The organism is Phyllobacterium zundukense, assembly GCF_025452195.1.
GTDB classification, from domain to species: Bacteria; Pseudomonadota; Alphaproteobacteria; order Rhizobiales; family Rhizobiaceae; genus Phyllobacterium; species Phyllobacterium zundukense_A.
Genome location: NZ_CP104971.1, coordinates 551,018 through 574,351, shown reverse-complemented (window position 1 = coordinate 574,351; position 23,334 = coordinate 551,018). Strand labels below are relative to the sequence as shown.

Sequence of the window (23,334 nt, the reverse complement as noted above, 5' to 3'; positions counted from 1 at the left end):
CTCTTTGGCTGTTTCCCAATCTATTCGCCCGAATGAACGACCCGCGTCACACGACGCGGGCTTTCTCCCGATCCTGTGGCGAAAACTTCGGTACGATACGTGGCTTTCTGGCCTGGCCGTTCTGGTCGTCATTTTTCTCCTGAGCCTGGTTCCCGTGCTGCGCCTCGTGTCGACGGCCCTTGCGCCCGGCGGCGAAGTTGATTTGGCCGCTTTCGCAAACCGTCTTGCAAGCCCGGCGGGCATCCGCGCAACGTTCAATACGCTCGACACGTCCTTCTTCGGCGCGTTACTGGCACTCGTGATCGGTGCGCCCTTTGCCGTTGCGCTATCGATGACCGATTTGCCGGGGCGGCGGACACTGGGTTTTTTATTGCTGCTGCCGTTGATGATCGCACCGCAAGTCATGGCGCTGTCCTGGCTGCATCTGTTCGGACCATCGAGCACCTTGCTCGGAGCATTCAATCTCTCGCCCCTTCCGGGCACCGCCAATCCTCTGCTCGGCCGCAAGGGCATTATCCTGCTTTACGCCATTCAACACGCGCCGATCATCTTTATTACGCTGCGTGCAGGGCTCACGCGCGTCCCGCGGGATCTGGTTGAAGCGGCGCGTTCATCGGGCTCTTCGCCGCTGCGTGTGCTCGTCACCATTATCCTGCCGATGGTTCGGCCATATCTAGTCGCCGCAACGGCGCTAGCCTTCGTCTCTGGCGTCGGCAATTTCGGCATTCCCGCGCTGCTCGGCATGCCGGTCAATTATCTGACGCTGACAACGCTGATCTATCAGCGAATTTCCAGCTTCGGCCCAAGCGTTTTGCCGCAAGTCGCGGCGCTCTCCGTGCTGATTGCCACCCTGGCGCTACTCGGTGTCACGTTGCAGGCGCTGGCCCTGCGCCGCGCTGGTCATCGTTACACGGCCGGAACACCTGCGCGTTTCACTTTAGGAGGTTGGCGGTTGCCGCTCGCACTGCTGGGCTGGATCGCTATATTATTCATGCTCATCCTCCCTGTTCTCGCCTTGGTAACGACTGCGCTTATTCCGTCATTCGGTGTTCCGCTCAATTGGAGCACTCTGACCTTTTCCAACTTCGAGGAAGTGCTGTTTCGTCAGGCTTCGACCAATCGCGCCTTCCGCAATTCCACAATCTTGGCTGGTGGCGCGGCTTTGATCCTCGCCGTCGGTGCCATTCCTTTGGCAATCGGCCTTGAGCGCTTTTCGCGCCTGTCACAACGCGTGTTGCATGGGATGATCGAACTGCCCTATGCGCTGCCGGGCATCGTGCTGGCCATTGCCTGCATTCTTCTGTTTCTGCGACCGCTGCCGTTCATCGGTAGCCTCTACGCTACGCCATGGATCATCCTCGCGGCTTATCTCATGCGTTTCTTTGCTCTCGCCATGAAACCGGTCACCGCTGCCGTCGGCCAAATCTCGCGGGATCTGGACGAGGCCGCCGCAGTGTCAGGTGCTTACCCCTTACGTCGGATGATGACGATCACCGCGCCGCTGGTCGCACCAGCCGCCGTCGCGGGCGCGCTTCTGGTATTCATGAGCGCTTTCAATGAGCTGACCGTCTCTGCTTTGCTGTGGTCAAGCGGCAACGAAACCTTGGGCGTTGTGTTGTTCAGCCTTGAGGAGGCGGGGCTCGGCACCCAGGCGGCGGCAATCGCAGTCACGACCATTGTCATCGTCGTGGTATTGCTTCTCCTTCTGGACCGGTTCGGCAGGAAGCTCCCCGCGGGCGTCTTACCATGGCGTTGATTAAGGAATGATCCAGGCGTCGCTAACGCCGACATGCACCTTGCTTCCAAGGGGGAGGGGATCCGGGCTGTCAAGCGTCAGCCGCTCGCCATTGGCAAGTTCAAGCCACGTTTCGTGCACCGGTCCACGATAGGTGCGTTGCTGAACGACAGCAGCGAGACCTTGCTCGGAAAGGGTGATGGTTTCAGGACGCAGCAGAACCTGAACGCTATCCGCACCGTTGGCCTGTCCACGTGCAGTGACGTGTGTGCCCCCGATATTGACGATGGTTGATTGGCCGTTCCTGTGCACGACTGTGCCGGAGACAAGCGTCCCGCGCCCGATAAATCCTGCCACCTTTCGGTCGGCCGGCGAATGATAGACTTGCGAGGGGGACGCGACCTGCAAAATATTTCCTGAACTCATGACCGCTACACGGTCGGACAGCGCGAGCGCTTCGGATTGATCATGCGTTACATAGACAATCGTCGCGCGCGTCCGACGGTGGATCTCGCGAAATGCTTCGACCATCGAAGCCCGCAAATGCATGTCGAGATTGGCGAGTGGCTCATCGAAGAGAATAATCTTTGCGTCCGCTACCAGGCAGCGGGCAAGGGCAACCCTCTGACGCTGGCCGCCGGAGAGCTCCTCGATCCCACGCTTGGCGTAACCATCGAGGCCCACACTGTCGAGGACGGCGGCGACGCGGCTCGCAATCTCGTCCTTGCCCACCTTTCGCGTCTTCAACGGATAGGCGACATTTGCAGCCACATCCATATGCGGCCAGAGGGCATAAGACTGGAAGACGACGCCGACACCGCGTTCTTCCGGTTTCTTCTGGTTTTGGGCATCGGCGATCAACTCATCACCAAACGACAGCTGCCCGCCATCCGGGGCCTCAAATCCAGCGATCAGCCGCAGCAAGGTGGTCTTGCCGCAACCAGAAGGGCCGAGTAATGAAGTGAACGATCCGGCTGGAAAATCAATCGAGATGTCGTCGAGCGCGGTGACGTCACCAAAGCGTTTTGTCAGGTTCTGGATGCGGATTTCGGTCATGCGCAGGTTTTACAATTCTTTCTGCAATTTGACACCGGCTATGCTGCGTTTGCGTAACAATTGTGTGACGAGCAGTTGATGTCGAGCGTGCGACCTACAAAAAACCCAGACAGCGCCTGTGATTGACGCCGCAAGCGCCGCCACAAGGTTCAAATCATTACGAAACTATAATTTGAAATGGCCTTCGGAGTCGTTAGTGCTTGCGCATTAGGGGATGGCGGGCTCCCACGGCATCCGCCACGAAAGAGATATTTGTCATGAAGCGTATCGGCCTTCTGATAGGTGCAGCACTCATTGCCGGTATTGGCTATTTTGTCGTCTATCCCCAATTATACCCGCACGCATCTTTCCCCTCACAAAGCGCAGCATCAGTCGATACGTCGCCCGTTGGCGGCAAGGCTCATAAAGGGGGAGGAACGGCCTCCGTCGTCGTTGCATCTGCCAAATCGGAGGATGTGCCTGTCACCAAGACAGTCGTTGCCACGATGGAGCCGAGCGACACGGTCGCCGTCAAGCCACAGATCGACGGCGTTGTCGTCGCAACCGAAGTCACCGACGGTCAAATGGTCAAGGCCGGAGACGTGCTTTTTCAGCTCGACGATCGTGCAATCCGCGCCATGATCGATAAGGATCAAGCATTGCTCGCCAAGGACCAGGCAAGTCTGGTTGCTGCAAATCTCGATCTGACAAGTGCCAGGGACCTGCAAAAACGCAACGTCGATACCAATCAGCAGGTCTATCAGTTCGAAGCAGCCGTTAAGGTGCTCGAAGCGACGATCAATATGGACAAGGCTCAGATTGCTGCTGATCAGGTACAACTATCTTATATGGCGATCACGGCGCCAATCGACGGTCGCGTCGGTGTCGTCAATACGTCTGTCGGCAACCTTGTTCGCACTGCGGATACGAGTGACCTTCTCACCATAACCAAAATGGCGCCGCTGCGTGTTGCCTTTGTCATTGCCGAACGTGACCTGCCCGCACTGCGATCAGCCGTGGCGGATCACCCGACGCCGGTCCAGGTCAAACTTCCAGGCAGCAACGATACGATCGCGACGGGCACATTGAATTTCATCGATTCGAATGTAGACACGTCTTCCGGCACGGTGGTTTTGAAGGCAGATATCGCCAATACGGACGGTGCGCTTTGGCCCGGACAGTATGTTAGGGCTGTAGTGGAGCTCACGGTTCACAAGAATGCCACGACTGTGCCGCTTGTCGCCATTCAGCAGGGAAATGACGGCTCGTTCGTCTTCCTCGTTCATTCCAACAAAACGGTTGCAAAGCAGAACATCACACTGACCGACACGGTAGGCGACACCGCAGTTGTCGCTTCCGGCGTAGCGCCTGGCGATCAGGTGGTGGTCGACGGCCAGCTTCACTTGCAAGACGGCTCACCTGTCCAGACGAGCACGCAGGCGGCAGATATAGCATCGTCGATCGACAGCCCGGTTTCCGGAGCCTTAGAGGCCGCTAAATGAATATTTCATCGGTCTTCATCCGCCGGCCGATTGCAACCATTCTGCTTTCCATCGCGCTCGCGGCGTCGGGCCTTTTTGCTTATAATTTCATTCCGGTCGCTGCGCTGCCTGAAGTCGATTTTCCGATCATAACGGTTTCCGCCCAGCTCCCCGGCGCAGCGCCCGATACGATGGCGAGTGCCGTTGCGACGCCGCTGATCAAGCAGTTCTCAACTATCCAAGCCATTTCGACGATCAGTTCGACGAGTACCGAGGGCGCAACGCATATTACGCTCGAATTCGATTTGAACCGTGATATCGATCAGGCTGCGGCCGACGTTCAGGCAGCCATTGCAAGCACTCTGCGCCAGCTGCCCGCCAACATGACGACTCCCCCGAGCTATCGAAAGAGCAATCCTGCCGATGCGCCCGTCGTCCTCGTGGCGCTACAGAGCGACACAATGCAGTTGTCGAAACTCGACGACTACGCCGAAAACGTGATGTCTCCCGCGTTTTCGACGATCAATGGCGTTGGAGAAGTCCAGGTCTTCGGGACCAAACAATATGCAGTGCGCGTCGAGGTCGATCCGGAGGCGGTGACCGCACGCGGCATTGGCCTAGACGAACTGACGGCTGCTGTCGCCAGCAAAAATTCGATCGCCCCCGTGGGAACGATTTCCAGCCCGACGCAGCAGATGGCGATCGAAGCCGATACGCAGGCGCAAAACGCCGACACGTTCCGGCAGATCATCGTCAAATCAGCGAATGGCAAGCTTGTTCGCCTCGGTGATGTAGCCCGTGTTATCGATTCCGTTGCCACCACGCAGACCGAGAGCCGATATGATGGCAAGCCATCGCTTGTTCTGGGCGTTTTTCGCCAGCCGGGCGCCAACACCGTCGACGTCGTGGATCGCGTCAAGGCGATCCTCCCGCAATTCGAGCAGGACCTTGGACCTTCGGCAAGCATCCACATCCTGAACGACCGCTCGGCCTCTATCCGGCAGGCGGTGTCAGACGTGCAATTCACACTGCTCTTGACGATTGGCCTCGTTATCCTGGTGATCTTCATCTTCTTGCGCCGTGTGAGCGCAACGATGGTCCCGATCGTGGCTGTCCCGCTTTCGTTGATCGCCACACTTGGCGCGATGTATGTGCTCGGGTTTTCGATCGACAACATCTCTCTGCTCGGCTTGACCTTGTCTGTCGGACTGGTCGTCGATGATGCGATCGTCATGCTGGAAAACATAGCCCGTCATATAGAAGATGGCATGGCTCCGCTTGAGGCGGCGCTAAAGGGTAGCGAGGAGATCGGCTTTACGATCATCTCGATCACCACGTCGCTGGTTGCGGTGTTCATCCCGATCCTGCTGATGGGTGGCGTCGTCGGGCGTATCTTCAACGAATTCGCCGTCGTCGTGACAGTCGCTATCGTTGCCTCGGCGCTGATATCCCTCACGCTGACGCCGATGCTATGCAGCCATTTGCCTCCCGAAAAACATACCGACGGCGAAAAGAAGAAACCGCTTACCGAACGCATGTTCGATGCGGTGCAGTCGGATTACGGCCGTGTTCTTGATCTTTGCCTGCGCGCACGCCCCGTCGTCCTTGGCGTATTCCTGCTGACCGTCGTTGCGACCGGTTATCTCTTTTCAACGATTAACAAGGGCTTCCTGCCGACTGAGGATATCGGGCAGTTGTCGATCTCGACCGAGGCCCGGCAGGACATCTCGTTCGATGCCATGGTGGTGCTGCAGAAAAAGGTGGCGGATGCAATTTCAAGCAAGCCATATGTTTCGCATGTCGTATCCACGGTTGGTGGCGGTTTCAACTCCGCCAGTCTCAATCAGGGGCGAATGTTCGTTGAGTTGAAACCAAAGTCGGAACGACTGGCGCTTGAACCGCTTCTGCGTGATCTGCGCCAGACCTTGTCGAAGATTCCCGGGATTACCAGCTACCCTGTCGCCGTACAGAATCTGCGTATCGGTGGCGTCTCCTCCAATGCGCAGTATCAATACAATCTTCAAAGTGTCTCTTCGACCGATCTCTATCCGTGGTCGCAGAAAATCCTGCTGGCAATGCAGCAGGAACGTCAGACCTTCGTCGACGTGTCGAGCAATTTGCAGGACAATGCACTTCAGGCAAATCTGGTGATCGATCAGGACAAGGCGCAAATGCTCGGCATCAATGCCGATCAGTTGCGCAATACGTTCTACTACGCTTTCGGTACCAATCAGGCATCGACTATATTCTCGACGGCCGATAGCTATCAGGTCATTCTCGAACTCGATCCGGACATTCCCTGGACGACCGACAAGCTTGACCAGATGCAGATCCGCTCGCCAACCACCGGCAAGCTGATACCGCTTTCAGCCTTCGCCCACGTCGAGCGCAAGACCGGGCTGCTGGCAGTCAGCCAGCTCGGACAGCTCCCCGCCGTCACGATCTCCTTCAATCTGCCGCAAGGTGTCTCACTTGGTCAGGCGGTACAGGAGCTTGCTGCTCTCAAAACGCAGCTAGGTGTTCCTGACACCATCACGTCGAGTTTTACCGGCACCGCCCAGGTGTTCCAGCAATCCCTCGCCAATCAGGGTTTGCTTGTCGGCGCGGCGATACTGACGATCTACATTGTACTCGGCATCCTTTATGAAAGCTTCGTCCATCCGCTTACCATCCTGACCGGACTGCCGGCCGCGGCTGCAGGCGCACTCGCGACGCTGGAGCTGTTCGGCTACGATCTTAGCGTCATTGCGATTATCGGCATTCTCATGCTGATCGGCATCGTCAAGAAGAATGCCATCATGATGGTCGATTTCGCGCTTGTTCGACAACGCGCCGGTGAAACCTCGTTCGATGCCATTCGCGAAGCCTGTCTCGTGCGTTTCCGGCCAATCATGATGACGACCCTCGCTGCTCTCATGGGCACGATTCCCATCGCCATTGGTGCAGGAGCAAGCTCGGAGCTTCGTCAGCCGCTCGGTGTGGCGGTCGTCGGTGGTCTCGTCGTCTCCCAGATCCTCACGCTGTTCATCACACCGGTTATTTTCCTCTACATGGAGGATTTGTCTCGCGCCTTGAGCAAGATCGGCCGCAGGCTGCGCGGCACGCACGCGCCGGCGCCGGCTGAATAATTCAGGCGACGGCCGAACACACCGCTGCAAAGTGAATACTGGCAGCGATCAGTACGAACCCGTGCCATATTGCGTTGTGAAATGGCAACCTTTCCAGAATATGGAAAATAACCCCGAGCGAATAGACCACCCCACCGGCGAGAATGAGCCAGACGATCGTGGCGGAGAGCGCACTGGAAAATTCCTGATAGGCCGCGGCGCCGCTCCAGCCAAGCGCAAGATAGAGTCCGATCGACAGCCTGTCGAAGCGGTCTGGCTTCAGGAATTTTAGAAGTACGCCAACGATGGCAATGGCCCATACGCCTGCCAGCAGCCACCACGTTCCGCTCTTGGCCATGAAAGGCGTATAGGTTCCGGCAATCAGGAGGTAGATCGCCGAATGGTCGAAACGCCGCAGAAACCGCTTTATCGGCGAAAGCGGCCAGATATTGTACACAGCCGAAAGTGACATCGACAGAACGAGCGTAGCAAGATAGATCGTCGTTGCCACATAAGGACCTGGCGCTGTCCGATCAACCATGAATGACAGCAGCGCGACCGACCCTCCCATCGCCAGAATAACGCCAATGACATGAACAGCACCGTCGGCCCGCAACTCAGCCAGCGTGTAGTCCCGGTAGATTACGGCAGGTGCCGTTGAAATGTCTGATTTGGGCATAGCCTTCCCCATTGCTCACTAGCATTGACTCTTGGGGAAAGCTTGTCCAGCTCCTGGCGCTACTTTCGATCGATCTCGCCGCGCCCATAGGCGAGCAGCATAACAAGAATAACCACGCCGTAGATGATCTGCCGGCCAGCTTCCGGCATCTGCATAACCGCGAGGATCGATTGCAGCAGGGTGATCAGGATAACGCCTGCAATCGTACCGAGGTAGTTGCCGCGTCCGCCGAGAATATTGGTACCACCGAGCACAACGGCAGCGATGGCCGGCAGCAAATACGGGTCGCCCATGGCCTGATAAGCCTTGGTAGAATAACCCGCAAGCAGCACGCCGGCGAAGGCGGCTGCTGCCCCTGACAAGACAAAACACCAGATGATCACCGCATTCGTATTGACACCCGAGAGATAAGCTGCAGCCTCGCGGTTGCCCACCGCATAGACGCGCCTGCCGAATGCCGTACGGGTCAGAAGAAAGATAGTGAACGCGCCAACGACGACCCATATGAGCAGGGCATTGGGGATACCGAAGACCGGCCGACCGACAGCCAGGAAATGCATCGCATCGGTGGCATGGTCCTGCGGCGCAAAGCCACCCGTATGCAACACCATCAGCCCTTGCACCACGGCGTTCATGCCAAGCGTAAAAATCATCGATGGCAGCCGCAAATAGGCCACCCCGAGGCCATTCAGCAATCCGACCATCGCGCCGCAGAACACCCCGACCGGAATGGCGATAAGATTGCCGGTCTCGCCGAACCAGCCGGCAACGGCCGTCGCCATCATCGCGCCAAGTGTCACCGTCCACGGGATCGAAAGGTCGATGTGACCGATCAGGATGACCATCATTGCGCCCGAGGCAATGATGCCGAGAAACGCGCTGATTTGAAGTTGCTGCAGGAGATATTCCGGTGAGAGGAATTCGCGGGAATAGAGCGCTCCGCCAAGGAGCATCAGGATTATGCAAGCAAAAGCAATGACAAGCGAACGGTCGAAGGCAAACCGCAGGACAGGGATGGTGCTGACCGGAAGTTTCGAGTCGCTCATGCGAAGAGCTCCAGGCGGTTGCGGATACGCAGGACGCGCAATGCGCCGAGACTTACCGCCGCGAGCAGGACGACACCCTGGAACAGCGGCTGCCACAACGGATCGAGATCAAACACAAAAAGCAGATCCTCGATGGTGCGAAGCACGAACGCGCCAAAGATGGATCCGATAGCCGACCCCCAGCCACCAAACAGCGACGTCCCGCCAATCACCACGGCCGCGATGGAATTGAGTGTATAGGTACTGGCAATCGGAGCGGAGGCCTCGCCTGAATAGGTGTTGAAGGTGAGCATCAGTCCGCCGATGGCAGCAAGGAAGCCTGCAAGTGTATAGGCCAATAGCTTCGCCCGCTGTACCGGCACGCCGGACATATAGGCGGCCTGCTCGTTCGAGCCCACGGCATAGGCTGCACGGCCAAGCACCGAGTTCCGGTAGGGTACCCAGACGATCAGCACAATCGCAAAGAGTACGACAAGCGCTGTCGGCATGATGCCGAAGAGCTGTCCGGTCGCAAAGTCGGCGATATCAGATTGTACGTCGCCTCCGGGTCCCGGACGAACATAGAGCGCGATGCCGTAGTACACAGCACCCGTCGCAAGCGTCGTGATGATCGGTTGCAGCCGGCCCCAGACAATGATTGCCCCGTTGACGAACCCGGCCAGCGCACCCGCGCCAAGGACAATGGCAATGCCAAGAAACCCTTCGCCGATCGTGCCGACCACAATGACCGACGCCAGACAATTGGCAAGGATGAAGACCATTCCCACCGAAAGGTCGAGACCGCGCGTCAACACCGGCAATGTCTGCGCCATGGCGACCAGCGCGAGCAGAACCGCCTTGTTGGACGCCGTGGTCGCCACGGCCGCAGTCAGCCCGACCGGATGATTGCTGACGTAGATAATGAACATCACGATGAAGAGACCGATAGCTGCGAGCAACCCGCCATTGTGATGGATGCGATGGCGAAGATCGTTCATGCCGCCTGTTCCTTGTCGTCGACATTGAGTGCCGTCTCGATGATCGTGCGCTCGTTGAGGTGCTGGCCCTTCAGTTCCCGCGCGATGCCGCCGTTATACATGACGAGAACGCGGTCGCAGCAGCCGATCAGCTCGGCATAGTCTGTGGAATAGAAGAGCACCGCCACTCCCTTGTCCGCAAGGTCACGAAGCAGCTGATACACCTCCTGTTTGGTGCCTACGTCGATACCGCGCGTGGGGTCGTTGAGAAGGATGATGCCGGGATCGGTCATCAACCATTTCGCCAGCACGACCTTTTGCTGGTTGCCACCCGACAGAGTGGAAACTGCGGCGGCAAGATCGGAAATCTTGATCTTCAGGCTGTCGATCATCCTTTCGACAGCGGAATGCTCTTTACCGCCATCCAATCTCAATCCCTTCTGGAACCGGGACAACGAAGCCAGACTGATATTGTCGCGAATATTCATCGGCAACATCAGACCCTCCGTCTTTCGATCCTCGGGAATGAGCGCCATTGGCAAGGAAGCCCGCATTGCCGAACGCGGTCCCGAAAGACGGTGCGGTTTGCCCATTATTTCGACCGTGCCGGAAACACCCTTGAGCACACCAAAAAGCGCCAACAGCAGGGACCGCTGTCCCTGACCGTCCAATCCTCCCAGTCCGACGATTTCGCCCTTGCGAATATCAAGTGAGATATCGCGCAACTGGGTACCCCAAGAAAGGTTTTTGGCGGACAGTGCTACCGGTTCCGCCGGCTTCGGCGCTGGCTTGTCAGGATAGTGATGCGTTAATTCACGCCCAATCATCATCTGGACGATGGCGCTGACCGATCGCTCGCCCTTCCGGAACGTTTCGATCCTCCTTCCATTGCGGAAAACGGTTGCAACATCGGCAAGAGCCTCGATCTCATGCATCCGGTGCGACACATAGAGAATACCGACGCCTTCAGATCGAAGCTTGCGGATGATCGCGTAGACACGTTCAACATCGGCAGCTGTCAACGCTGAAGTCGCCTCGTCCAGAATGAGCAGCTTCGGCTTTTTGCCCAGCGCCTTGGCGATTTCTACCATCTGACGCCGTGACAGCGGCAGGTCGCGCACGAGTTCGAGCGGATGCACATCCTCGCAGCCGATCGACGCAAGCAGCTCCCGCGCGCGTTGACGCTGTGCGGCACTATCAATCAACCCGCCGCGAAGAGGAGGGGAGACGATCGAGAGATTATCCGCAACCGTCAGATCAGGCAGTAACGAGAGCTCCTGGAAAACACAGACCACGCCTGCGGCCATCGCCTCCGTTGGATTGCGAAAATTTACGCGCCGACCGTCAACGAAGACCTCGCCATCGCTCGGATCGGTCACTCCGGCGGCAATCTTGATCAGTGTCGATTTGCCGGCGCCGTTCTCGCCAAGAATCGCATGAATCTCGCCTGGGTAGGCGACGAAATCCACCTCGTTCAGCGCAGTGATACCGCCATAGCGCTTCGCGACATGTTTCATTTCCAGAATTGGTGCAGCGTCCGACACGAAACCCCTCCCAAAGAGAACCGGGGCGCACATTCTGCGCCCCGACATTGCAGATTTACTGATCGGCTTTGGTCTGACCCATGATTTCCTGTGCACTGAAATTGATGCCGCAGGTCGGGAAGGAATTACCAACGAAGAAGTTGTCGGTTTCTTTTGAATAGAAGCTGTCGCCGTCCTTGAAATTCGGATCTTCGACAATGGACAGCGGCAGCGAAATCGATTGCGGGACGACCTCTCCTTCAAGTGCGGCAATCGCAGTCTTGATGGCAACGGCAACCTGCGCAGGGCCGGTACCTGCGGAGGTGCATTTCAATCCATCCTTGGAATATTGGGCGCAGAGCTTGCGGAAACCATTCTCCGTTTCACCGCCCACCGGAACGAAAGGATGTTTCGCGTCGATCATGGCACGCACTGTTCCCGTCGAGCCGCCCTGAACGGAAACGCCATCGAAATGCTTGTGCACGGCAATGGCATCAGCCACGACCTTCTGCGCAGTGCCGTCATCCCAGCGGCCGACGACCTCTACGGATTCCCACTGTCCGCCAGACTTTTTCAGGACTTCCTGAATGCCCTCATGACGATCGCGATCGACGGACGTGCCGGTAACGCCGCGTACTTCGAGCAGCTTGCCTTTGTTGCCAGGCACATTCTTGACAAGCCAGTTGCCCCACAATTCGCCAAGCCCCTTCTGGTCGACATTCACATTGACGGCCTCATCAGTATCAAGTGTGTTGTCGAAAGCGATGAGGACCACGCCAGCGGCATTGGCACGCTTGATGACCGGCTTGAATGCCGTCGGATTCTGCGCGTTGACAACGATTGCGTCATAGCCGGAGTTGATGAAATTATCCACCGCCGCGATCTGGGCAGCGACATCGTCGCCAGTCGAGACCACCTTGAATTCCTTGAGTTTGGCCTTCACCTCCGGCAAGGCAGCATAAGCCTTTGCTGTCTGAATCATCTGGATACGCCAGGTGTTGCCGATGAAACCGTTGGCAAGCGCTATGCGGTACGGACCTTCCTTCTTGGGCCATTGGAAAAACTTCGTTTCCGCCGTCAGCGGCTTGAAGCATTCCGCGTCCTTGCTCGGACCTTTGACGATTTCAGGCCCCGCCGCATAGGCAGATACCGTCATTGCCAGAGTGGCAGCAGTAGCAGCCGCCAGATATTTAAGTGTCGTTTTCATTTCGGTTCCTCCTCCTTGTTAATTATCTTCTTGCTTGCCAGTTACGGGGTTTGCACACCTCGCCGTGTCGTCTCCAGTGCATAGATCGAACTCGTAGCCGCAATGAACAGCCGCGATTTTTCGGGCCCGCCAAAGGTGAGATTGGCGACGACCTCGGGTACGAGAACCTGGCCAAGCCTTTTTCCATCAGGCGTGTAACAGTGAACGCCGTCCTCGGCGGATATCCACAACAGCCCCTCGGTGTCGACGCGCAGTCCGTCCGGCACCATGTCGATCTCCGCGACCACGCGGCTGTTCCCAAGTTTTCTTCCGTCGATCACCTCGAGAGCGCGCACGTTATGCGGACGCGCATCGTCAAAACCGAAGCCATGGCCGCGAGCACGACCGGAATCGGCGATGTAGAGCACGGTTTCGTTAGGGGAGAAGGCGAGACCGTTCGGCCGGTCGAAATCATCCGCCACCACCTCGACGAGGTGCGTCTCCGGATCGATCCGGTAAACCTGATTGCTGCCGATCTCGCTCGGCGCGCGAATGCCTTCATGATCGGAAATGATGCCGTAGGGCGGATCGGTAAACCAGATGGAACCATCGGATTTGACCACCACATCATTGGGAGAATTCAGGCGTTTGCCCTTCCAGTGCGTCGCAAGAACCTCATAACTGCCATCCTTGCCGGTGCGGCTGACACAGCGTCCGCCATGTTCGCAGGAAATCATCGCGCCGGTCCGGTCCAGTGTATTGCCATTGGTTCGTTGTGACGGCTGCCGGAACACCTGCAAGCCTTTATCCTGTGACCAGGACATCATCCGGTTATTGGGAATGTCGGAAAAGCGCAGTTCATGCGTTTCGTTGATCCAGACCGGCCCTTCGGCCCAGATAAAGCCGGTCGCGATCCGCTCCAGCCTGGCGCCGTTCGGAAAAAAAGACGCGAACTGTTCATCGTCCGATGAAAGAAAATCCTCTTCCGTTCCCAATGATTGGCCCTCCCCATATCTATCCGTCATGCTTTTTCACGCCGCCGAATACGGCTACTATCGTTTCACGGCTTTCAGCCGCCGCTCACTATTGCGCGTTGGTCTGTTGTCGGCTGCAGGCACCCCCAGCAATTCAATGTAAGAAGAACGTGTCCATTCAATATGCCAGGCTAGCAATTCCACAACCTTCTCATTGTCGTTCTTCGTAACGAGCTCCAGCAGGCGCTTGTGCTCTCCATGCGACTTTTCATTGAGCGCAGGATCGAGTGACAGCCGGTTGCGCAAGGCCTGGATGCGGAACGCGATAACGGTGAACGTCTCGGACAGAAACTGATTTTCTGCGAGATCGAACATTGCTTGATGGAACATCCCGTCGAGAACGCGATAATCCTGCGTGTTTCCATTTGCCATCGCCACATCCATGTCGGCGACAAGTTCGGCCCAACGGCGGCGCAGGGCATCCCGATTGCGTTCCATGGCCAGACGAAGGGCGGCGAGTTCGAGTATGGAACGCATCTCGGCGAGCTGCACGACCTGGGTTGAACTCATTTCGAAGACGAAGGTGCCGCGTTGAGGGTGTATTTCGACAAGGCCCTGGCGCTTCAATTCCAGAAGCGCCTCGCGTACCGGAGTCTTGCTTACCCCAAGCTCCTGAGCCAGCGCCAGTTCGGACAAGGGTTCGCCGCACTGCAGCGTACCGTGTACAATGCGGCTGCGGATATGCGCGGCCGCCTGTTCCGTCAATGAAGGACCTCTCGCAAGCGTTAGGGTCACAAAGACATCTCCTGTCGTGCTTATATCTGAGATATCATATATTAGCGGCACAGACATCTAGATACTTGTGGGGATGAACAGATGGCGGAAATTCTCGTTAAGGTGGATGAGCTTGCAAAACGCCTTCTGGCTGCGCTTGTGGCCGAAGGCGTCCCTGATGAGGCGGCAGCCGCAACGACAAAAGCCCTGATGCACGCATCCCTTCTTGGCATCGACAGTCATGGCGCGCGCTTGATCACGCATTACTGCAAGGTCCTGCGCGGCGGTCGCGTCAATCCGCGAGCTGCTGTTTCATGTCACCGCACTGGCCCTGCCACAGCCATGGTCGACGGCGATAACGGGCTCGGTCATCTAACCGCATATCGCGCTGTGGCTGTCGCCATCGAGATCGCCCGGGAAAGTGGCATAGGTGCCGTTGGCGCGACCCGTTCCTCACATTTAGGGGCTGCAGGCGCCTATGCCCTCGCCATTGTGGAAGCGGGCATGATCGGCTTTGCCACCACCAATACCGACTCGATCGTGGGGCTTTTCGATGGTGCCGAACCATTTCACGGAACCAACCCGCTCGCCTTTGCCGCACCGGTAACGGGCGAAAAGCCATGGCTGCTGGACATGGCGACGTCGTCCATCCCGCTCAACCGTGTCCTGCTCTATCGTTCCTTGCACAAAGAGTTGCCTGACGGTGTAGCAGCGGACGCTGCAGGCGCACCTACGCGGGATCCGAATGTAGCGCAGATGCTGTTGCCACTAGGTGGCGCAGGCTTCGGTTTCAAGGGCGCCGGACTTGCCGGTGTGGCGACTCTCCTTTCCGCTGTCCTCACAGGCACGACGCTCGATCCTGATTTTATCCCCATGGTCAACAGCGACGACATATCGACGCCGCGCAATATGGGACATTTCTTTCTGGCTATCGATCCTGCACGCTTTGCAGGTGCGAACATCTTTGCCGCAGGTATGCGCGCTTACCTCGATCAGCTCCGGGCAGTTCCCGCCATCGACGGCGGCAAGGTCATGGCGCCGGGCGATCGCGAATGGGCCGTGGAACAGCAGCGTCTGCGGGACGGCATACCGCTCGATAGCGATACAGCAGCGTTCCTCAATTTCTAGCGATCAAGCTGCATTTTCTTGACCGGAACGGGAACTCCTCTGATGGGCGATGCGTTCGATAGCATCGATCAACCCCAGAGAGGGAGTGGAAAAATGTCTTCGACGCAATCAACGACAGACCACAAGCTCATTCGTAAATGGGTGGAGGCGCGGGATGGCCGGCCATCCAAGGTTACAGGACGCGATGAGGGCGGTATCTTGCGGATCGATTTCGGCGAACGGGAAGAAAACCTCGAGAAGATATCATGGGACGATTTTTTCGAAGTTTTCGATGATCGCCAGCTCGCCTTTCTCTATCAGGAAGAGACCGAGGACGGAAAACCGAGCCGATTCAACAAATTCGTCTCGCGGAAAGACAACTGATCGCGGTATCCCAAGCACCGCAGCAGAAAACGCCGTCGCTCGAAAGTTGACGAAGCTGAATTTCGCGCGCGGTTCCTCAGCAATTCAAAGACGCAGCGTTCCACCGCGGGTTCGCGTTTGAACCATTCGGTCGTCATCGTCGCTGTGTCCGCGCGAGAAATGACGTGAAATTTTCCCATCAAAACCACTCAAAAAGAGTTGCACACCTCATTTCGCTGATCTAAGACTTTAGGCGGAGGAGAATTCTCGTGGGGAAGATGACGCTCGAAGACGTCGCCCGAGAAGCCGGTGTCAGTTTAGCAACGGTTGATCGTGTCGTGAACGGAAGGATTGGTGTGCACGCGCGCACCATCGAACGCGTCAATGCGGCCATCAAACAGCTTGGCTTTTTGCCGGATCCACATGCATCCCGGCTCGCTCGCGGACGCGACTATGATTTCCGCATCATCCTGCCGACCGGCGAAAACGAATTCATGATGGCCCTCGGCGCCGAATTCCGGGCCACGCGCGAGCGCCAATTGCAGGAACGTGTCCGCCTGTCGATCCAGCACGTCGATACGTTCGACGGTGAAGCCCTTGCGGCAGCCCTCGAAAAGCTCCCGTCCGGTATCGACGGTGTCGCCGTAGTCGCACTCGATCATCCCGCTGTCACCGAGGCGATCAACGCCTTGGCAGACGCCGGTGTGGTCGTGCTTACTCTCGTGTCGGACGTGCCGAATTCTCGGCGGGCGCATTATGTCGGCATAGACAACTTTGCTGCCGGGCGAACAGCTGCCTCGCTGATCGGCCGCTTCGTCGGGCCGCGCAAGGGCAAGGTCGGCATGATCGCCGGGTCGCTGGCATTGCGCGATCACGTCGAGCGCCAGTTCGGTTTCGAACAGATACTCTCCCGCGAATATCCAAACCTCGAAGTGCTGCCCGTGCGCGAAGCGCGCGACGAGAACGCACGCGTCGAGGCCGTCACCCGCTCGCTGCTGCGGGATCATCCCGACCTCGTCGCCATCTACAATGCCGGCGGCGGGCAGGCGGGCGTCATCGCTGCGCTCGAAGCGACAAACCACGTTTCCGACGTGATCTTCGTCGCGCACGAACTGACAACCTCGACGCGCCGCCATCTCGTGCGTGGCACGGTGGACGCGCTCATCAATCAGGATGCAGGTCACATGGCGCGCAGCGCTGCCCGTATCCTGACCGCATTACGTGAGGGACGCCCGATCGTTCCAGGTCAGGAACACATTCGCATCGATATATTTCTCAGGGACAACATGCCTTGACGGCAAAATCTGGAATTGGAGGATTGACATGAAGACGATCAAGGGACCGGCCATTTTCCTAGCGCAGTTCGCGGGCGACGAGGCGCCGTTCAATTCGCTCGATGCCATGTGCGGATGGGCAGCGGGGATGGGCTACAAGGGTATCCAGATACCGGCTTGGGATGGACGCCTCATCGATCTGAAGAAGGCTTCCGATTCGAAGGATTATTGCGACGAGATCGCCGGTGTTGCCGCTTCGCATGGCTTGACCATCACGGAGCTCGCAACCCACCTTCAGGGCCAGCTCGTGGCGGTTCATCCGGTCTATGACGAGTTGATGGACGGTTTTGCCGCACCGGAAGTGCATGGCAATCCGAAAGCACGGCAAGAGTGGGCGGTGGATCAGCTCAGGCGCGCCGCCCGCGCTTCAAAACACCTCGGCCTCAAGGCAATACCGACGTTCTCAGGGGCTCTGGCATGGCCATTCCTTTATCCGTTTCCGCAGCGTCCGGCGGGTCTCGTCGAGGCGGCATTCGATGAGCTGGCGAAACGCTGGACGCCGATCCTCAACTATTTCGACGAGCAGGGTGTCGATGCCGCCTATGAGATCCATCCAGGTGAAGATCTGCACGACGGCATCACTTACGAGATGTTCCTGGAGCGGGTAAAAAACCATTCCCGCGCCAATCTACTCTATGATCCGTCTCATTTCGTCCTGCAGCAACTCGATTATCTTGATTATATCGACATCTACCACGAGAAGATCAAAGCCTTCCACGTCAAGGACGCCGAGTTCAATCCGACCGGCCGGCAGGGCGTCTATGGGGGCTACCAATCCTGGATCAACCGCGCGGGCCGCTTCCGCTCGCTCGGCGACGGGCAAGTCGATTTCGGTGCGGTCTTCTCGAAATTGACCGCCTATGATTTCGATGGCTGGGCGGTACTCGAATGGGAATGCGCGTTGAAACATCCCGAGGACGGCGCCCGCGAGGGAGCGCAGTTCATCGACGCACATCTCATCCGTGTCACCGAGCGCGCGTTTGATGATTTTGCCGGCTCTGGCACCGATGACGCGGCCAATCGCCGTATTCTTGGCCTGAAATAGAGGATCGAATAATGGCTATTGGAGCATCCAGGGCGAAACCCGCAAGCCGCCGTATCCGTATCGGTATGGTCGGAGGCGGGCAGGGCGCTTTCATCGGCGCAGTGCACCGAATTGCGCTGCGCATGGACGATCAGTATGAGCTCGTTGCAGGCGCGCTCTCTTCCGATCCGGCGCGCGCCAAAGCTTCCGCGAAGGAAATCGGCATCGCCGAAGACCGCGCCTACACTTCGTTCGAGGAGATGGCCAAGACCGAAGCCAAGCGTCCCGACGGCATCGAAGCGGTTTCCATCGTCACGCCGAACCACATGCACGCTCCAGCGGCAAAGGCATTCCTGAAAGCGGGGATCCACGTCATCTGCGACAAGCCGCTGACCACGACTGTCAAAGAAGCAAAGGAACTCGTGTCGCTGGTCAACAAGACCGGCAAGCTCTTCGTCGTCACGCATAATTACACCGGCTATCCGATGATGCGTCAGGCACGCGCCATGGTTACCAAGGGCGTGCTCGGCGACATTCGTGTCGTGCAGGCTGAATACCCGCAAGACTGGATGACGGAGAAAACCGAAGCCACGGGCAACAAGCAGGCCGAATGGCGCATTGATCCGAAGCGTTCGGGTGCAGGTGGTGCCATCGGCGATATCGGCACACATGCCTATAACCTTGCCTGTTTCGTTTCAGGACTCAAGCTCAAGCAACTCTGCGCCGAGCTCACCAGTTTTGGCGAGGGCAGGGTGCTCGACGACGATGTGCAAATTCTTATGCGCTTCGAAGGCGGTGCCAAGGGCATGATCTGGGCGAGCCAGGTGGCTCCAGGCAATGAGAACGGCCTCAAGCTGCGCATCTACGGCACCAAGGGTGGGATCGAATGGACGCAGGCGGATCCAAACTATCTCTGGTACACGCCTTTCGGCAAACCGAAGCAATTGCTCACGCGCGGCGGTGCTGGCGCATCGCCGGAGGCGGCGCGTTTGACCCGCGTTCCATCCGGTCATCCGGAAGGCTATCTCGAAGGCTTCGCGAATATCTACGCCGAGGCTGCGCAAGCGATCATCGCAGCGCGTAGCGGAAAAAACCCCCCGAAGGATGTGATTTTTCCGACTGTGGACGATGGGCTTGCGGGGATGGAATTCATCGAGGCTGCGGTGAAGTCATCCAAGGCGGGCGGCGTTTGGACGAAGGTGTGATGAGCGACAACCCAACCAAGGCTGCGACAGTGCCAGTGCTTGAAGCACGAGGTATAGCCAAGGCGTTCGGCCCGGTCGAAGTGCTGACGGACATCAGCCTGCGCGTGATGCCCGGCGAAGTGCATGCCATCATCGGTGAAAACGGTGCCGGCAAGTCGACGCTGATGAAGCTTATGAGCGGACACCTGAAGCCGACGCGCGGTACCGTCGCGATGGATGGGGAACCGGTGCACTTTGCCGGACCCGTCGACGCGGAGCATCGTGGTCTGGTGCTGGTGCATCAGGAGATATTGCTCGCGCCGGACCTGACCGTGGCGCAAAACATCTTCATGGGTCGCGAGTTGAAGCGCGGGCTCATGGTCAATGACCGCGAGATGAACCGCCAGTCCGCCGAGGCTGTGCAAAGTCTCGGAGCCGATATCGATCCTACGACGCAGATTTCGCGGCTTTCCATCGCCCGGCGCCAACTGGTCCAGATCGCTCGCGCGCTTCAGGTGCCGCATCGCGTCGTGATCTTCGATGAGCCAACCGCGTCGCTGACACCGTTCGAAACAGAAGCGCTATTGAAAGTCATCCGCGACCTTCGGGACAGGGGCGTAGCCATCCTTTATATCTCGCATCGCCTGCCGGAAGTGGGCGCCATCGCCGACCGCATCACGGTGCTGCGCGACGGCAAGCTCATCGCCACACGCGAAGCCTCGGAACTGCAGCCGGTGGATATGGCGCGGCTGATGGTCGGGCGCGACATGTCGAAGCTCTATCCGGAGCGCGAAGATACGGCGAGCCGTCAGAACGTGCTCGAGGTCCAGAACTTCGATGTTCCCGGCTATGCGCGCGATGCATCATTCACCTTGCGCAAAGGCGAGATTTTGGGCTTTGCGGGACTGATCGGCGCTGGCAGGACCGAGCTTCTCGAAGGCATCGTCGGGTTGCGCACTGGCCACGGCGAAGTCAAGCTCAACGGCAATCCGGTCAAGTTCAAAACGGTGCGCGACAGTATGGCTGCGGGCATCGTGTACCTGAGCGAAGATCGCAAGGGCAAAGGGCTGCTCCTCGCCCAGGATCTGCGCACCAATCTTACGTTGGCGACGCTGGAGAAGTTCACCAGGGGTCCGCTCATCGAGCGCAAGCGCGAAGATAACAGCCTCGACAAGGCGATTACCGACTTCGATATCCGTGCGCGTCGCCGCGACCTTCTCGCCGGACAGCTCTCCGGCGGCAACCAGCAGAAGCTGCTGCTCGCCAAGATGATGCTGCTGGAGCCCAGCATCGTCATCATCGACGAGCCGACACGCGGCATCGACATCGGCACCAAGGAACAGATCTATAAATTCATTTCCGATCTCGCCAAAACTGGCAAATCAGTCATCGTCATTTCCTCGGAAATGCAGGAACTCATCGGCATATGCCACCGCATCCTCGTCATGCGTTCGTCACGCATTGTCGGCGAGGTTACGGGCGAGGCAATGACCGAAGACGAGATCGTCGTCTACGCCACTGGCGTCAAAATCAACGAAGCAGAGCTTTACTCGGCGGGGAACGCATGACCGACACGAAAACAATCACCGACACACGCGGTTTCGGCCGCAAGCTGGCGGATCTCGACAAGACGGCCGTTGCGCCATTCCTGGCGCTTGCCGCATTGTTCGTTCTCGGGGCTCTCGTCAACCCAAATTTCCTGTCGATCGACAATCTGCTCAACGTTCTGACCCGGTCGTCCTTCATTGCCATCATTGCGATTGGCGCGACATTCGTCATCTCCGCAGGCGGTCTCGATCTGTCGGTTGGCTCCATGGCCGCGCTTGTCGCCGGTATCATGATCCTGTTCCTGAACTCGGCTTCCATAGACGGTGATGTAGCCATGCTGGCCACGGGTATCGTGGTTGCCATCGGTGTCGGCGCTCTTGCGGGACTGCTCAACGGCGCGGTTATCACCATCGGCAAGATAGAGCCCTTCATCGTCACGCTGGGCACCATGGCGATCTTCCGGTCGGTCACGGTCTGGCTGGCGGATGGCGGTTCGATCGCGATGAAATCCATCGCGATGCGCAATATGTTCCGCCCGGTCTACACCGGGGTGTTTCTCGGCCTGCCGATACCGGTCTGGGTCATTATCGCCGCGGGCCTGCTCGGCGCGTTCATCCTTTACAAGACATCGTTCGGACGGCACGTGATCGCCGTTGGCTCGAACGAGGATGTGGCAAAATATTCGGGAATCCACGTCAATCGCGTCCGCGCCATGACCTACATCATTCAAGGCATCTGCGTCGCCATCGCCGTCGTCGTCTACGTCCCGCGCCTCGGCGCCGCGACGACGACGACAGGCATGCTGTGGGAACTCCAGGCGATCACCGCTGTGGTCATCGGCGGCACTGCACTGCGCGGCGGTGTCGGCCGCATCTGGGGTACGATCTGCGGTGCGTTCATGCTGGAGATCGTCGGCAACATCATGGTGCTTTCGAACATCGTCAGTGAATATCTGATCGGCGCGGTACAGGGCACGATCATCATTATCGCCATGCTGGTGCAGCGCACCCTGCAAAAGAAAAAATAGTCGGCAGACTATACGCGTAAGGGGGCGGGAGGCTGCCCCTTCTAAGGGAACGGGGGGAAAAGGGCCACCCACCGAGCCGCAATCAAGGCCCGAGCTAAATTGGGAGAAACCAAATGCGTAAACTTTTGATCGGTCTTGCCGGGGCGGCGCTCGCTTCGAGCATGACCTTGGCCTACGCTCAGGACAAAGAGGTCAACATTGCCGTGTCGATACCTGCGGCAGATCACGGCTGGACGGGCGGCGTTGTCTACCACGCAGAACGGGCTGCCAAGCTGCTCGAGGCTGCTCATCCGGGCCTCAAGATCACCATCAAGACTTCGCCTGATGGAGCATCGCAAGCGAATGCACTCGAAGATCTGACGACGCAGGGCATCGACGCACTCGTTACCCTGCCGCACAATTCCGACGAACTGACCGATCCTCTGCGTCAGGTCAAGGAAAAGGGCGTTTTCGTTACCGTGGTTGACCGCGCTCTGTCCGATCCGACGATTCAGGATCTTTACGTTGCCGGTAACAATCCGGAGCTCGGCCGCGTCGCTGGCGAATATCTCAAGGACACACTGAAGACCGGTGACGTTGTTGTCATCCGTGGTCTGCCGATCGTCATCGACGAAGAGCGCCAGAAGGGTTTTGACGATGCAATCGCCGGCAGCGGCATCAAGGTTCTCGACAAGCAGTTCGGTAACTGGTCACGCGATGATGCCTTCAAGATCATGCAGGACTACCTGACCAAGTTTCCGAAGATCGACGCCGTATGGTGCCAGGATGACGATATGGCTGTTGGTGTACTCGAGGCCATCGATCAGGCCAAGCGCACCGACATCAAGTTAGTCATCGGTGGCGCCGGTATGAAGGACATGATCAAGCGCGTTGCCGATGGTGATGCGATGACACCGATCAACGTGCTCTATCCGCCTTCAATGATCGCCACGGCAATGGAACTCACGGTCGCAAACTTCTATGACCAGGTCCCTGTGCGCGGCAAATACATCCTCGATGCGACACTGGTCACCAAGGACAACGCCAAGGAATTCTACTTCCCGGATTCGCCCTTCTGATCTGAGACGCATATCCATTGAAAAAGAAAGGGCCTGCAAGGGCCCTTTTTTGTTTGGCCAGGGTTGGCGCCGGGGGGACTCTAACCCCGACGCCACCCTGTTGCGGCAAGCAGGAATATGGCTGTAACAGCGGTCATGCTATGGCCAGGGCTTGCTGCAAATTGACAGGTCTTTTTAACTTGAGTTGTTGACT

The 23,334-nt window shown here is 58.0% G+C and carries 19 protein-coding genes; 11 read left to right on the top strand and 8 right to left on the bottom strand.

Features of this window, described 5'->3' with window-relative positions; translation table 11 throughout:
* Positions 1-4: 4 nt before the first annotated feature.
* On the top strand, positions 5-1,756 hold the full coding sequence (locus N8E88_RS07360; protein ID WP_315975206.1) for an ABC transporter permease: 1,752 nt from the start codon (positions 5-7) through the stop codon (positions 1,754-1,756).
* On the opposite strand, the gene N8E88_RS07355 is transcribed toward N8E88_RS07360, so the two are convergent.
* Positions 1,757-2,791, bottom strand: coding sequence for an ABC transporter ATP-binding protein (locus N8E88_RS07355; protein ID WP_262291323.1), 1,035 nt, complete (start codon positions 2,789-2,791; stop codon positions 1,757-1,759). It abuts the gene before it with no gap.
* A 257-nt stretch (positions 2,792-3,048) separates the two neighbouring features.
* Between N8E88_RS07355 and N8E88_RS07350 the strand changes: the two genes are divergently transcribed.
* Both N8E88_RS07350 and N8E88_RS07345 read left to right on the top strand, forming a co-directional pair.
* Positions 3,049-4,272 (top strand): efflux RND transporter periplasmic adaptor subunit, encoded by a 1,224-nt coding sequence (locus tag N8E88_RS07350; RefSeq protein WP_262291322.1) that lies wholly within the window; start codon positions 3,049-3,051, stop codon positions 4,270-4,272.
* Positions 4,269-7,379, top strand: a complete 3,111-nt coding sequence (locus N8E88_RS07345; RefSeq protein WP_262291321.1) for an efflux RND transporter permease subunit — start codon at positions 4,269-4,271, stop codon at positions 7,377-7,379. The genes N8E88_RS07350 and N8E88_RS07345 overlap by 4 nt, the downstream gene beginning before the upstream one ends.
* A 1-nt stretch (position 7,380) precedes the next feature.
* Here N8E88_RS07345 and trhA read toward each other — a convergent pair whose 3' ends face one another.
* The 7 genes from trhA to N8E88_RS07310 form a co-directional block, all read right to left on the bottom strand.
* Entirely contained in the window at positions 7,381-8,037 is a 657-nt protein-coding gene (gene trhA, locus N8E88_RS07340) for a PAQR family membrane homeostasis protein TrhA (protein WP_262291320.1), read from the bottom strand.
* A 59-nt stretch (positions 8,038-8,096) separates the two neighbouring features.
* A complete protein-coding gene (locus N8E88_RS07335; RefSeq protein WP_262291319.1) occupies positions 8,097-9,083 on the bottom strand; it encodes an ABC transporter permease in 987 nt (328 codons plus the stop codon).
* Positions 9,080-10,060, bottom strand: coding sequence for an ABC transporter permease (locus N8E88_RS07330; RefSeq protein ID WP_262291318.1), 981 nt, complete (start codon positions 10,058-10,060; stop codon positions 9,080-9,082). The genes N8E88_RS07335 and N8E88_RS07330 overlap by 4 nt, the downstream gene beginning before the upstream one ends.
* The gene (locus N8E88_RS07325; protein WP_262291605.1) at positions 10,057-11,556 is read right to left on the bottom strand and encodes a sugar ABC transporter ATP-binding protein; all 1,500 of its coding nucleotides are present in this window, start codon (positions 11,554-11,556) and stop codon (positions 10,057-10,059) included. The genes N8E88_RS07330 and N8E88_RS07325 overlap by 4 nt, the downstream gene beginning before the upstream one ends.
* Positions 11,557-11,638: 82 nt before the next feature.
* A complete protein-coding gene (locus N8E88_RS07320) occupies positions 11,639-12,769 on the bottom strand; it encodes a sugar ABC transporter substrate-binding protein (RefSeq protein ID WP_262291317.1) in 1,131 nt (376 codons plus the stop codon).
* Between the two features lie 41 nt (positions 12,770-12,810).
* Positions 12,811-13,773, bottom strand: coding sequence for an SMP-30/gluconolactonase/LRE family protein (locus tag N8E88_RS07315; protein ID WP_262291316.1), 963 nt, complete (start codon positions 13,771-13,773; stop codon positions 12,811-12,813).
* Positions 13,774-13,800: 27 nt separating this feature from the next.
* A complete protein-coding gene (locus tag N8E88_RS07310; RefSeq protein ID WP_262291315.1) occupies positions 13,801-14,517 on the bottom strand; it encodes a GntR family transcriptional regulator in 717 nt (238 codons plus the stop codon).
* 81 nt (positions 14,518-14,598) lie between these two features.
* Between N8E88_RS07310 and N8E88_RS07305 the strand changes: the two genes are divergently transcribed.
* The 8 genes from N8E88_RS07305 to N8E88_RS07270 all read left to right on the top strand — a co-directional run bounded on the left by N8E88_RS07305 (position 14,599) and on the right by N8E88_RS07270 (position 23,141).
* A complete protein-coding gene (locus tag N8E88_RS07305) occupies positions 14,599-15,624 on the top strand; it encodes an Ldh family oxidoreductase (RefSeq protein WP_262291314.1) in 1,026 nt (341 codons plus the stop codon).
* Between the two features lie 93 nt (positions 15,625-15,717).
* Positions 15,718-15,987, top strand: coding sequence for a hypothetical protein (locus N8E88_RS07300; protein ID WP_262291313.1), 270 nt, complete (start codon positions 15,718-15,720; stop codon positions 15,985-15,987).
* A gap of 257 nt (positions 15,988-16,244) precedes the next feature.
* Entirely contained in the window at positions 16,245-17,261 is a 1,017-nt protein-coding gene (locus N8E88_RS07295; protein WP_262291604.1) for a LacI family DNA-binding transcriptional regulator, read from the top strand.
* A 28-nt stretch (positions 17,262-17,289) separates the two neighbouring features.
* Complete coding sequence (locus N8E88_RS07290) at positions 17,290-18,345, top strand: sugar phosphate isomerase/epimerase family protein (RefSeq protein ID WP_262291312.1); 1,056 nt, start codon at positions 17,290-17,292, stop codon at positions 18,343-18,345.
* Positions 18,346-18,356: 11 nt separating this feature from the next.
* Positions 18,357-19,529 carry a Gfo/Idh/MocA family protein gene (locus tag N8E88_RS07285; RefSeq protein WP_262291311.1) on the top strand — a complete coding sequence of 391 codons (1,173 nt, stop codon included), beginning with the start codon at positions 18,357-18,359 and terminating at the stop codon, positions 19,527-19,529.
* The gene (locus N8E88_RS07280; protein WP_262291310.1) at positions 19,529-21,076 is read left to right on the top strand and encodes a sugar ABC transporter ATP-binding protein; all 1,548 of its coding nucleotides are present in this window, start codon (positions 19,529-19,531) and stop codon (positions 21,074-21,076) included. The genes N8E88_RS07285 and N8E88_RS07280 overlap by 1 nt, the downstream gene beginning before the upstream one ends.
* Entirely contained in the window at positions 21,073-22,083 is a 1,011-nt protein-coding gene (locus N8E88_RS07275; RefSeq protein WP_262291309.1) for an ABC transporter permease, read from the top strand. Before N8E88_RS07280 ends, N8E88_RS07275 begins: the two co-directional genes overlap by 4 nt.
* Before the next feature lie 113 nt (positions 22,084-22,196).
* Positions 22,197-23,141 carry a substrate-binding domain-containing protein gene (locus N8E88_RS07270; protein WP_262291308.1) on the top strand — a complete coding sequence of 315 codons (945 nt, stop codon included), beginning with the start codon at positions 22,197-22,199 and terminating at the stop codon, positions 23,139-23,141.
* The last annotated feature ends 193 nt before the right edge of the window (positions 23,142-23,334 follow it).